This window comes from Shewanella sp. GJ50-10 (assembly GCF_055808815.1).
Map to the genome: position 1 here is coordinate 3,143,974 of NZ_JBVVSS010000001.1, position 13,016 is coordinate 3,156,989.

The window sequence follows — 13,016 nt, forward strand, 5'->3', positions numbered from 1 at the left end:
AGAACCAGATGACAGAATTATTTGAATTAAATAATAGCGTAATCAAACAGCGCTGGCCTGAAATAGCCGATTCATTAATAAAGCAAAATATAACCAATTTTGATGCACAACTGGTATCTGCGGCGCAACAAACAATAAGTGTTGACGGTGTTCAGCTCAGCAGCCGATATGACCGGCTTGCTGAAGCAAACTTAATCATAAGTCAGATAGCAACCAGCACTAAACAAGTCACTGTATATGGCCTTGGTATGGGAGATGTTCCCAGCGTTCTAATTGATAATGAGGAATTAGAGTCAATATCTGTTGTGCCCTTAAATCTTGCCTTATTAAGTTTATTGCTAAGTTACACTGATCAAACTGAATGGTTAAGCCATCCTAAAGTTCAATTATTGACGATTAAAGACCAACAAGCCATAGCAACTAATTATCTTGCGATAACTCCAGACTTACAACTTGCCAGTGATGAAAACGCTGTAATAAGAGATTTATTGGTTTACGAAAATAACCGAGAATTTGCCAATAAAAAACATCAAACTACCGATCCCGAATTTGAAAAAAGAATAGAATCAAATTTAAAAGCATTAAATAGAGACGCTGATGTTGTTGAACTAAAAAAGGTATTCAAGCAAAAAGAAGTGTTTGTTATAGCGACTGGGCCAACTCTTGAAGAGCATTACTCATTTTTAAGAAAACAACGACAAAAACCAGAAGACAAGAGACCCTTGATCATCGCTGTTGATACTGCATTAAGCCCTCTACTAACAAACGATATTGTTCCTGATATTCTAGTCACTATCGATAAGGTTATCACTAAAAAGCACTTACACGAGCCAATTCCAGAATCAATTACATTAGTCTATTTTCCTTCTACATCTAATACGTTAATAGAATCATGGAAAGGCAATAAGTATAACGCTTACAGTTCGAGTGTTAATTACGATGAATTAAATCAAAAGATACCAAAAACTCGCTTATTTACTAATGGCAGTGTTATTCATCCAGCAATCGATCTCGCTGTGCATCTAGGTTGCCAACAAATAAGTTTATTTGGTTGCGACTTTTCCTATCCTGGTAATAAAACCCATGCTCAATGGGATGATGGCCACCTTGGTCCTGCAGCCAACACTGCAACTCATTGGGTATTTAACGGTTTAGGAAATAAGAATCCAACACACCTTGGATTTCGCTCTTACCTTCGAAGCTTAGAGATATTTATTAGAAATAATAAAAAAACAGTCAAGTTTTATCAAACATCATTAAATTCAGCTGCAATTTTAGGTACAACGTTTAAGGGACATGAAGAATATGCTCACTAATAACCAAGAACTTATTCTTAACTTTCAAAAAGCGAGTAGTGAATTTAGATTAGGCAAAGAAGTAGAGGGATCTCATCTTCTGAAATTGGGTCTGGACTATTTAATACCTATAATTGAAAAGCATGAAAACAAACAATCAATTCTTGCTCTAGTACCACAAATGTTAGATGCCCAACAAAGGCATGACTGGTTAGGTTTAGCCGATATCCTAGAATATGAACTTACGTCATTCTTATAAGTGTATGTAGATTGATAAGTCGATTTAGAAATGATTTTCAATGACTTGAATGAGTATTCAAGCCATTACTCTTGATTCAGTCATCACACATCACCTGCGTGATGCATAATATTCCGCTAACTCAAAATCATCGATGTCATCGATATCAACAGATGACTTTTTGTCCATGTGATAGGCAAAACTGTCACTCTTATATTGAAGGCTTTGTTCTAATCTTATTGTCTCGGCATCATATATATAAATAGCCCCATTCAACCGATAAAAGCACTCTAGATCCTGTGCTCTTTTTAATGCACTTGGCTTAATAAAATTTTCCATAGACGCATCATCGGGAAGCGTGTTTGCCCACAAAGGTGAATGTTCGCATTCAGTGACCGATACAACGGAATAAGCTTTTTTATTAATAAACAACTCCAAGGCAGCATCAATATGAGCGGAGTCTCTTAATGGAGAGGTAGGCTGTAAAATCAAAACAATATCAGCTTGAATATCTAGTTTCGTTAATTCATGAAGTATGACCGATTCAGTAGTCGCGGAGTCTGACGCAAGTTTCTCGGGCCTTTGGCTAGAAATGTTTTCTTTATATTGATTAGCAATCGAGGCAATCTCTTCGTCATCGGTACTAACTACGACCTGATCGATATAACCTGATTGAGTTGCTGAGCATATAGTCCAAGCAATAAGCGGCTTCCCTGAAAATGGTAAAATATTTTTACGGGGTAACCTCTTACTACCACCTCTAGCAGGAATAATAGCGACAACTCTCTTATTATCAATCAATTCAAAACCCCTAACGTATGGATATCGGCTTGAGCACGATTAAAGTCATCTAATCTCCCAATATCTAACCAGTATTCATGTATTGGAAACATTAATACCTGCTTACCTAAATCCATATGTTGTTCAAGTAAAACCGGCATGTCTATGCGATGATTTTCAGGTACTGACGCTACAATTTCAGGCGAAACAATATAGATACCAGCGTTAACAAAAAAGCGCTGAACGGGCTTTTCCACCATGCTAGTAATTAAATTCCCCTCACCTTCAATCACACCATATGGAATTTGATAGTCGTACTCTCTGACACACATAGTGGCATTGGCTTTATGCTGTTCATGAAACTTCAATAATCGAGTAAAATCGACTTTAGTTAACACGTCTCCATTCATCATGATTAAAGGTAAGTCTTTAGGCAAATCTTTTGGAAGAAGACCTAAGCTTCCACCTGTACCTAAGGGCGTATCTTCATGTATATAATTAATCTTTATACCTAAATTAGAACCATCACCAAAGTAGCTTTGAATTTGTTCTGGCATGTAATGAGTAGAAATATAGAAGTTAGTAAACCCAGCCTTAATAAACCGATTTAAAATTGTTTCTAGAATTGGTTTCCCGCCAATTTTCAGCATTGGTTTGGGGCATGAATCTGTCATTGGTTTCAGGCGAGTACCAAACCCTCCAGCCATAATAAATACTGGGTTTTTATATTTTTTGCTTTCAAATAACTGATGAAGTGTCTCTAAACCGACTACGCGACTCCCCTTTAACAAAGGGATAGCTAAGATACGACTTCGCTCCATCGTTCGAATTAGTTCTTCTCTAGGCGTTTCGACAGATGCAACTATTGGCGACTTTTTCATAATATCCAAGACTGAGGCATCTAAAGCAATGTTACTTAGTATTCCTCTTCGAATATCTCCGTCAGTGACAACACCCAGTAGGGTTAGCTCCTGATCGACAACGAGACCAATTTGTAGCCCTTCTGCATCAATTATTTTTAAGGCATCTAAAATCGATGCGTCAGATTGTATCAGTACATTTTTCCATTGAAGATCCATCTTGATACCTTTAGTTGATAACTGCTTTATTAGGGTAATAAACCTGATTCGAATTTAAATCATGTCGCAGTAACGCGCTTGCACCTACAACACTTTCGTCACCTATCTGAATATTTTGAATTACCGTCGCACCCGCCCCGATAAAAACACCATGACCAGCATTAACCTGACCACATAAAATAGCCCCCGGTGCCACATGGCTATTTTGTCCAACCTTACAATCATGTTCGATGGTAGCATTGGTATTGATGATGCTATGCGCGCCTACACATGCCCCTGTTTGAACAACAGCGCCAGTAAAAATTTGAGCGCCTTGTTCAATTTGAGCATAGTTAGACACACAAGCGCCATTTGCTATAACGGTTTCAAACTCATAACCGTTAGCAAGGAATTTTTGAGTCGTTTTCAACCTTAAATCTGACTTTGGCAACATTCCAATACCATTGACGAGCACGACATCTTCAGCTTGAAACGTCAAAATATCTTCGTCATTTTTATATTGCGTGATCCCCGAAAAAACAGACTGATTCAAAATTTCGTCAGGACAAAAAACGGCGATAATACTTCTGTTTTGTGAAAGTAAAATATCCACTAAAACACTCGCATGGCCGCCACCACCGATGATAATGACAGGTTTATGGTTATGTCTTTCCAAAAGTCTAATTTCCTTATTACCGTTTAATTCAATACGCAATTAGATATCCACATAAATTAATTGGGAATAACTTTAGTTAATCTGACGCTGTTATTAACCAAAGCAAATTCCATGCCTATAAATATTGACAGTTGATCAGAAGCCTCTGCTTAAAAAAGCACTGAAACCTTTAGCCTAGTATTCATCCCAACACTCAATTTTATACAATGAATCACTAAAGTCATGACTAAACTTTATCTTAAGTGTTTAAGATTGTAAGATTTAAACTCAATAAGCTCATAAACTAGCGATAACAACCAACTCAAGGATAGCAATCAATGAGTAGTATTTTGCCACTAATTGGTCGAGAAAAAGCTTTATTTGAATTTGATATCAAGGCTCATGCAAAGCAACTAAACCAAATAGTAGAAAGTTCTAGATTTCTCGTCCTTGGAGGGGCTGGCTCAATTGGCCAAGCTGTAACTAAAGAGATTTTTAAACGCCAACCTCTTAAGCTACACGTTGTTGATATCAGTGAAAATAACATGGTTGAGTTAGTTAGAGATATCCGCAGTTCGTTAGGCTACATCGCTGGAGACTTTCAAACATTTGCATTAGATATTGGCTCAATTGAATACGATGCTTTCATTAAATCTGATGGGCAATATGACTATGTTTTAAATTTATCAGCCCTAAAGCATGTTCGCAGTGAAAAAGATCCATTCACATTAATGCGGATGATTGATGTCAATATTTTCAACACTGAAAAAACGATACAACAATCAATAGATAATGGTGTCAAAAAGTATTTTTGTGTCTCCACAGATAAAGCAGCAAACCCAGTCAACATGATGGGAGCATCAAAACGAATAATGGAAATGTTCTTAACCCGTAAAAGTGAACAAATTGCTATTTCTACGGCTCGATTTGCAAATGTGGCTTTCTCCGATGGTTCTCTTTTACATGGTTTCAACCAACGCATTCAGAAAAAGCAGCCCATTGTCGCCCCTAATGATATAAAGCGATATTTTGTTACTCCGCAGGAATCTGGCGAACTGTGTTTAATGTCATGCCTGTTAGGCGCTAATAGAGATATCTTCTTTCCAAAGCTTAGTGAGTCACTTCACCTACTTTCATTTGCGGAAATAGCAGAAAAATATATCAAGCTGCAAGGATTTGAAACTCACCTTTGCTCTAGTGAAGATGAAGCCCGTGATTTAGTGAAAGTTATTCCACAACAAGGAAAGTGGCCTTGTTACTTTACAAGCAGTGATACCACTGGAGAGAAAGATTTTGAGGAGTTTTATACTGATGCAGAAACATTAGATATGAAGCGATTTGAAAATCTAGGAATAATCAAAAGCAAGCCAGATTACCAACCTGAATTACTGGATTTATTCGAGCAAACAGTCGGAAAAATGAAGCAGGACTTACAATGGAATAAAAAAGATATTGTGGATCTGTTTTTTACTATGCTGCCAGACTTTGCACACAAAGAAGCAGGAAAATACCTCGACAGTAAAATGTAATAAAATCAATAATGCCATTTGTAACTCAACATAGTTCATCCTTAACATAGCGATTTAACAATGAACCCATCATCAATTATTAAGTTTGTTCGTGATATGTACAAAACTAACGATTTTGTACCGTTACATGCACCTACATTTAATGGCAATGAGCAAAAGTATGTATTAGATACGATCCAAAGCACTTTTGTTTCTAGTGTAGGAGAATATGTCGATGAGTTTGAGCAACGAATAGCCTCATACACAAGCTGCGAAAAAGCTATTGCGACAACAAACGGAACAGCAGCGCTTCATACCGCTTTATATATGTCTGGGGTTCAGCACGGTGACTTTGTACTTACTCAAGCGCTGACTTTTGTTGCTACATGCAATGTAATACATCATATGGGAGCTGAACCAATTTTCATCGATATTTCTCCAGTGAGTCTCGGATTATGTCCGAAATCTATGGAGGAGTATTTGACTATTAATGCCGAAATAATTGAAGCTAAATGTATCCATAAACAAACCAAACGACCTATCCGAGCTGTGGTTCCTATGCACACCTTCGGCCACCCAGTCGAATTAGATGAACTTGCTAGCGTCTGCAAGAGATGGAACATTAAATTAATAGAAGATGCAGCAGAAAGCCTTGGTTCTTTCTACAAAGGCAAACATACCGGTACTTATAGCGATTACGCAGCAATCAGTTTTAACGGAAATAAAATTATTACTTCTGGTGGTGGAGGAATGGTTTTATGCAAAACAGAAAAGCTCGGTGCAAAAGTAAAACACATAACAACAACAGCTAAAGTTCCGCATCCTTACGAATTTTTCCATGATGAAGCTGGATTTAACTACCGAATGCCAAATTTAAACGCTGCCCTTGGTTGTGCTCAAATGGAAGTTTTAGAACAGTTTTTAGCAGAGAAAAGAATACTTGCGAACCACTATAAAGACTTTTTTGAATGCAGTGATTTTAAATTTATGGTTGAGCCTGAATATGCCAAATCAAACTACTGGTTAAACGCAATAGTGTGTCCGTCAGTCGATATTAGAGATTCACTCCTAAAAGAAACTAATCAAGCTGGCGTAATGACCAGACCAGTTTGGCAATTAATGCACCGCTTACCCATGTTTAAAAACGCGCCTCGCGGAAAATTAACGGTATCTGAGCATATTGAAGCGCATTTGATTAACCTTCCTAGTAGCCCGATGCAGCAATGAAACAGAAAAGTGAGGCTATTTACCATGTCACCTACAGGTAGTAAAAATGAATAAGAAAATTGCTGTATTTACAGGTACTAGAGCTGAATATGGACTGCTTTATTGGCTACTAAAAGATATTAAATCTTCCACTGAACTAGACTTGCAATTATTAGTTTCTGGGACACATTTATCACCTGAATTTGGGGAGACATTCCATCAAATTGAAAATGATGGTTTTGTTGTCGATGAAAAAATCGAAATATTATTATCTTCAAACTCTGCCGTTGGTACTGCAAAAAGCATAGGGCTCGGTGTTATCGGTTTTGCTGATGCACTATCAAGACTTCAACCTGATGCAATAGTCATACTCGGAGACAGGTTTGAAGCTTTAGCAGCCGCTCAAACAGCAATGATACTTCGCATTCCTATTGTACATTTACATGGTGGAGAGCTCACAGAAGGAGCTTATGACGACGCTATCCGTCATGCGATTACAAAATTAAGTTACTTACATTGCACCTCAACAGAAGAATATCGTCAACGAGTGATTCAGTTAGGTGAAGCACCGACAAGAGTCCATAATGTGGGCGCAATCGGTTTAGACCACTTACAACGCTCCAATTTAATGACTTTAAAAGAGTTGTCTAATTCTCTAGATTTTGAAATAACACAACCCTTTTTTATCGTTACTTATCATCCAGTAACATTAAGTGATGAATCGCCAGAAGCCAGTATGCACGCAATATTGACGGCGCTTGACACATTCCCCGACCATCAAGTAATTTTGACATACCCAAATGCTGATGATGGTGGACGTAAAATCATTCCAATTATCGAAAAGTATGCGCTTCAAAATAGTACTCGAGTTATCGCTCTTCCTTCATTAGGGCACCTTCGTTATCTCAGCGCTGTAAAATATGCCGCAGCTGTCATTGGCAATTCATCAAGCGGTATTATCGAAGTTCCCTCATTTGACGTTCCAACAGTGAATATTGGCTCTCGTCAGCAAGGTCGTATAGCTGCTAAAAGTGTCTTACATTCAACAGTAACAACCAACAATATAATTCAAGCAATTAGCGATGCAATATCACAAAAATACAAAGACAAAGATGAAAAAATTATTAACCCTTATGGACAAGGCAACACAAGTTTAAAAGTGATAGAACTGGTTAAATCGCTAAGGTTTAATCCTTGTAAAACTTTTCATGATGTCAGTTTCAATAAAGTGAATTAGGGAAGAGCATGACGTTAATTATTGCAGAAGCAGGTGTGAACCATAATGGCGATGAGAAACTTGCATTTCAGTTAGTAGATGCGGCATATGAAGCTGGTGCGGATATAGTAAAATTTCAAACATTCAAAGCAAAAAACCTTGTAACCGAAAGTGCCGTTCAAGCTGAATATCAAATATCAAATACTCAAAAAGTAGAGTCACAACTATCGATGCTGAGCCGATTAGAGCTCTCTTATGATTTTCATCTACAGCTTGTCGAACACTGTAAAACGCTCGGTATTGAGTTTTTGTCGACAGCCTTCGATTCTGAAAGCTTACAATTTTTAGTCAACGAACTAGGATTAACTCGACTGAAAATCCCATCCGGTGAAATTACAAACGCCCCTTTAGTACTTGAACATGCTCGCACTGGTTGTGACTTAATTGTCTCAACTGGAATGGCTAATATTTCAGAAGTTGAGGCTGTGCTGGAAGTGATTGCTTTCGGTTATACCGCAGATATAAACGCTTTGCCCAGCAAACAAGCTTTTCAGCAAGCTTACTCCTCAAAAGAGGGACAAAAAGCACTGAAAGACAAGGTGACAGTTTTACACTGTACAACCGAGTACCCTGCCCCAATTGACGAGATAAACTTAAGAGTGATGGACACATTAGCCCAAGCTTTTGATTTACCCACAGGCTACTCTGACCATAGCAAAGGCATAACGATTCCAATTGCGGCTGTTGCTCGAGGCGCCGTGATAATTGAAAAACATTTCACATTAGATAAAAACATGCCAGGACCTGATCATAAAGCTTCACTTGATCCCAATGAACTTAAAAGTATGGTGAGCGCTATTCGTCAAGTTGAAGTCGCGCTAGGTTCGAGTGTTAAAGCGCCAACCCCTTCAGAAGTAAAAAATAAAGAAATAGCGAGAAAAAGCATTGTCGCAGCTAAAGATATTCAAGCAGGAGAAAAGTTCACAGAACTCAACTTGTGCATTAAAAGGCCAGGTTCAGGACTTTCGCCAGTAAACTATTGGTCTACGATTGGCGAAATAGCTAAACAAGCCTATAAAGCAGGTGAGCTAATAGTTAATTAACAGCCATGCTCTTAGAGTTTTAGATTCTAATGACTTAATACTCTATTACCCTGAAAATACAAACAAAGGCATGAATCATGCATTGCTAAAAATAGTCAAAATTGTGTCAATCAAGGTAACAAGGGTCATATACGATGAGCGGATCAGAGTCAGTAGTAAAGAATCAATTTTCAGTAAATGAATTTGGGGAATACTATCTCACAAGCGTCAATCGAGATGCATTTGTTAACATAGACTCAAGAACACTTTTTGATAAAAAGATCAAAAAAACGCTGAGTGTTGAAAACACCCTTTATATTATTATTGGCCTTGATTCAGGTCTTCTCGCTAATTACATTTTAGAAATGGAAATGCCTGCAGACAGTATATTTTTCTTCGTAGAAGTTGATGAAGTACTGTCATTTCTCAATATAGATATACCTGAAGAGTTCCAAGATAGTTTATCCGTCAATAATTCTGAGCAATTTTTTGAATACATAAATTCTGACAAACCTAAATTGTACTTAGCTAAAAACCAAGTAAAAATTGTAAAATCTATTGCTGCGACCTCAGCAATAGTTGAAGAGTACTCGACACTCTTTAACGCTGTCCTACAAACGATAAAAACGCGAACGTTTAAAGTAAAAGCTGAATCTTCTAAAGAAGTCTTTGTCACTCAAGAATTAAAAAACCTGACTGAAAATGTCACCCCAGCATCGATTATTAGAAATACCTTTAAAGGAAAAACATGCCTGATCATCGGTGGAGGCCCATCTCTAGATGATGATATTGAATGGATAAAGCAGAACTACAGTCGTTTATTTATTATTACAGTATCCAGAATGGCCTATAAACTTTCCCAAGCTGGTATACCTGCTCAAATTATTGTTTCGGTCGATCCCTACGACATTAGCTTTGAAGTGAATCGCGATATAATGAAGCTGAGTCGAGAAAGTTTGTTTATTCATTCTCATTATGTAAACCACAGAATCTTATCTCAATGGCAAGGTGAATCTTTGCATTTAGATACTAGGCATCCTTGGTGTGACGACACAGCTAATAATATTGTCACCGTAGGGCCAACTGTAACCAACACTGCAGTTAATGTCGCGCTAGAGTTAGGGTTTACGCAACTCATTCTTTCAGGAGTCGACCTTTGCCATTCAGCTGAAGGATTAACCCATGCTAAAGGCTCAGTAGAGTCAGCGTCAGGTATCAATAACAGTAGTATCGATGAATGGGTAGAAACTTATTCAGGCCACCTTGCTGAATCCCCTGTCGCTTTTGTGCAAGCAGCGCTCTCTCTGCAACAACAAGTCGCCAATAACCCACAAGCTAGGTTCATCAACCTTGGCGCGAATGCGGCTAAAATTAAGGGTATCGATCATCTACAACATGAAGAAATATCTATTGGCAGTAATGAATACACTTACTCAGATTTACTTAAATTAATTGATAAAGCATCAATAGATAAAACAACGACTGTTATTGAAAGTGATTTAAAAGAATTCATTAAAATGGCAAAAGAAGTAGACAAAATAATAGCCCTATCCAACAAAGCTTTAGTATTTTGTAATAAAAAAATACTCAGCCCAAACGATTCTAATGCTATAGAGGTCATTGAAGAAAAGATAAAGCGTAAACATGAAAATATGACCTTAATTATCAAAGATTATGGCTATGGTGAATTTTTAAAATTCTTAACAACAAAGTCTCCTGATAACTGGACGACAGAGAGCATGAAAGAGATGATGCAGGCATATTATTCTGCATTATTAACCTCATCAAAAAAGTTTCATACCCTCCTTATAAGCACTATTGAAAGACTCAAGATACGACTTGAAGAGCTTAAACCACTTCCTTCAATAGAAAAGCTAGCCACCCAGTGGCGTAAAGACAATCAACCTGGACGAGTATTAGTTTGGCAAAAATTAAACCCGAACGTTAAGCTTTGTGCTGAAGATAAAATTATTTTTCAGCAATTAGCTGAAGAATACGAAGATCAACTAACAAACTTTAAGCATTCATATTTCTCCAAGGCAAAAACCAATACATCGTTAGAAAATACCTTAGAAAAAATACTACTGTTAAAAAATACCAAGAACGTCACAGGACTTAAGCTATTACTGAAAGGTGTCTTCCCTCTTATTGAAGAAGACAAATATGCTGAAAGGTTATATTACCTAGCCACTAGCTATTTGTGTGTTCTTGAGCAAAATCCAACTGCTGCCCTAGATAATTTACTAAGAATGGATCAAAATCTTCAAACCGAATTAGAACTAAGACAAATATTACTACTGTCATTCGAATTGTTAGATGTTGAGCTGTCAGAAAAGACTCTTGTTAAGTTAATAGAAATAAGTGAAGAATATCTTCCTCAATATGCGAATATTCTTACTTTGACAGGTAACAATCAGAAAGCGTTAAATGTGTATTTAGATTATCTCGATAAAAACCCTAATGATGAAAAAACACTCATAAAATTTGGCATGTTTCTAATTAAGGTTAATGAGATAAATTCAGCAGAAACAGTATTTAAGAATGTATTAAATATTAATCCAAGCAACTTAACCGCTCAAAAATACCTATCGAATATGTCTCAATAGTCATACCTTTTATGTCAGTGCAGCATCTACAATGATGCTGCACTAAATCACTCGTTCTGATTAAAACTGATTAGATAAAATCAGTAGCCGTTAAACTTAAAATGTTGTGATTTTAAAGTTTCTAACTCAGCTACATTCTCATGTCATGCCCTTACTAGCTTAATTAACAAGCAACTAGTAACCAACTAAATATCAAGACTTTTAATCAAAACCAAACCTTGTATAATTGCCTTGTCTCCCTATAGCTCAACAGGATAGAGCAGTCGCCTCCTAAGCGATCGATCAGGGTTCGAGTCCTTGTGGGGAGACCATATTTAAACTCTAATACCTCAAATCTATTCAGCCTCAATCATCAGAAATCACTCTAAACTCTTTGTTACTTCAACCTAAGTAAACTTCTTATCCTTACATTGAGCTAACCATTCTCCCAATCAAATCATCCGCTCTTACAAGTAAACGATTCAAAGGTACACCTATGATACCAAGTTGTTAAAACATAGCGAGATAGGTTACTGGGTTAACGTTCGGTAATTTATATGGCTAGTTGTTACCAATAAATCAGGCCATAAAATGGCTAATCATGGCGCTGATCACAATTTCAAAAAATCGATATTGGAAGTTCTATATATTCATATTGTAATACAAATTAACTTAGTTACTGCTAGAGTTTGCCATGTCATCTACTCGATTAGTTTTGTTGATTTGTGTTGTATCTTTACTCAGTTTTAAAGCTAATGCTGCCTCACTTGATTTCCGTCAGGAATATAAAAGCAGCACTGATCAGCATGCAAGTCGTGTGAAGATGGGACACACTTTTGACAGTAACTTTTCTGTCAGTTTAGAGCTAAAATTTAAAGGTGAAGATGGTAAGTTTATGCAAGACTTACAATCAAATGGTTCTGAATTAGATTTAGGTTATAGGATAAAACTAACTGACCAATGGACGCTAATTCCAGGTATGCCAATTGAGTTTGGTTCTTCAGGAGCGACTTACAAACCCCAGTTACGACTTACTTATGCGCCCAAAAACATTGAAGGTCTGTCATTAAGTGGCCGCTATCGTTTAGATGTAAAACCAGGTGAAGACATCAAACAATTTCGTCATCGTTATACGGTTAATATAGGTTACAAATACCAAAAATGGTCATTTGGCTTTGAAGGTAACTATTACTACGCAGACAACTCAGAATACCTGCTCTATAACGACAGCAGAACTAACTATGAGAATAATTTAACTGCACATTATAAGATAGGAAATTGGACCCCTTGGGTTGAGTTTGGTGATGTTTCAGTTGCAAATGATTCTAGTCAGCGAGAATTAAGAAGTCGAGTAGGTATACGTTACAGCTTTTAGGTGTTCAATTTAAAAGCA

The 13,016-nt window shown here is 37.1% G+C and carries 11 protein-coding genes and 1 tRNA gene; 9 read left to right on the plus strand and 3 right to left on the minus strand.

The features are described 5' to 3' along the window. Nucleotides 1–8 precede the first annotated feature (8 nt). Both AC0L4E_RS13290 and AC0L4E_RS13295 read left to right on the plus strand, forming a co-directional pair. On the plus strand, nucleotides 9–1,316 hold the full coding sequence (locus AC0L4E_RS13290; protein WP_473679568.1) for a motility associated factor glycosyltransferase family protein: 1,308 nt from the start codon (nucleotides 9–11) through the stop codon (nucleotides 1,314–1,316). Beyond that, nucleotides 1,306–1,554: a hypothetical protein gene (locus tag AC0L4E_RS13295; RefSeq protein WP_473679569.1), complete on the plus strand. Its 249-nt coding sequence runs from the start codon at nucleotides 1,306–1,308 to the stop codon at nucleotides 1,552–1,554. Before AC0L4E_RS13290 ends, AC0L4E_RS13295 begins: the two co-directional genes overlap by 11 nt. Before the next feature lie 90 nt (nucleotides 1,555–1,644). On the opposite strand, the gene AC0L4E_RS13300 is transcribed toward AC0L4E_RS13295, so the two are convergent. From AC0L4E_RS13300 to AC0L4E_RS13310, 3 genes are read right to left on the minus strand one after another with little or no spacing between them, the layout of a single operon-like run. Further along, nucleotides 1,645–2,334 (minus strand): acylneuraminate cytidylyltransferase family protein, encoded by a 690-nt coding sequence (locus AC0L4E_RS13300; protein ID WP_473679570.1) that lies wholly within the window; start codon nucleotides 2,332–2,334, stop codon nucleotides 1,645–1,647. Continuing rightward, nucleotides 2,331–3,392 (minus strand): nucleotidyltransferase family protein, encoded by a 1,062-nt coding sequence (locus tag AC0L4E_RS13305; RefSeq protein WP_473679571.1) that lies wholly within the window; start codon nucleotides 3,390–3,392, stop codon nucleotides 2,331–2,333. The genes AC0L4E_RS13300 and AC0L4E_RS13305 overlap by 4 nt, the downstream gene beginning before the upstream one ends. 10 nt (nucleotides 3,393–3,402) lie before the next feature. Beyond that, on the minus strand, nucleotides 3,403–4,047 hold the full coding sequence (locus AC0L4E_RS13310; protein ID WP_473679572.1) for an acetyltransferase: 645 nt from the start codon (nucleotides 4,045–4,047) through the stop codon (nucleotides 3,403–3,405). Between the two features lie 317 nt (nucleotides 4,048–4,364). Between AC0L4E_RS13310 and AC0L4E_RS13315 the strand changes: the two genes are divergently transcribed. The 7 genes from AC0L4E_RS13315 (at nucleotide 4,365) to AC0L4E_RS13345 (ending at nucleotide 12,998) form a co-directional block, all read left to right on the plus strand. Then, nucleotides 4,365–5,555 (plus strand): UDP-N-acetylglucosamine 4,6-dehydratase, encoded by a 1,191-nt coding sequence (locus AC0L4E_RS13315; RefSeq protein WP_473679573.1) that lies wholly within the window; start codon nucleotides 4,365–4,367, stop codon nucleotides 5,553–5,555. A gap of 60 nt (nucleotides 5,556–5,615) precedes the next feature. Next, nucleotides 5,616–6,761 (plus strand): LegC family aminotransferase, encoded by a 1,146-nt coding sequence (locus AC0L4E_RS13320; RefSeq protein WP_473679574.1) that lies wholly within the window; start codon nucleotides 5,616–5,618, stop codon nucleotides 6,759–6,761. A gap of 46 nt (nucleotides 6,762–6,807) precedes the next feature. After that, nucleotides 6,808–7,977 (plus strand): UDP-N-acetylglucosamine 2-epimerase, encoded by a 1,170-nt coding sequence (gene neuC / locus AC0L4E_RS13325; RefSeq protein WP_473679575.1) that lies wholly within the window; start codon nucleotides 6,808–6,810, stop codon nucleotides 7,975–7,977. An 8-nt stretch (nucleotides 7,978–7,985) separates the two neighbouring features. Next, nucleotides 7,986–9,059, plus strand: a complete 1,074-nt coding sequence (neuB, locus tag AC0L4E_RS13330; RefSeq protein WP_473679576.1) for an N-acetylneuraminate synthase — start codon at nucleotides 7,986–7,988, stop codon at nucleotides 9,057–9,059. Between the two features lie 134 nt (nucleotides 9,060–9,193). Then, a complete protein-coding gene (locus AC0L4E_RS13335) occupies nucleotides 9,194–11,644 on the plus strand; it encodes a 6-hydroxymethylpterin diphosphokinase MptE-like protein (protein WP_473679577.1) in 2,451 nt (816 codons plus the stop codon). Between the two features lie 235 nt (nucleotides 11,645–11,879). Continuing rightward, nucleotides 11,880–11,955, plus strand: a tRNA-Arg gene (locus AC0L4E_RS13340). A 362-nt stretch (nucleotides 11,956–12,317) separates the two neighbouring features. Then, nucleotides 12,318–12,998, plus strand: a complete 681-nt coding sequence (locus tag AC0L4E_RS13345) for an oligogalacturonate-specific porin KdgM family protein (protein ID WP_473679578.1) — start codon at nucleotides 12,318–12,320, stop codon at nucleotides 12,996–12,998. Nucleotides 12,999–13,016 lie beyond the last annotated feature (18 nt).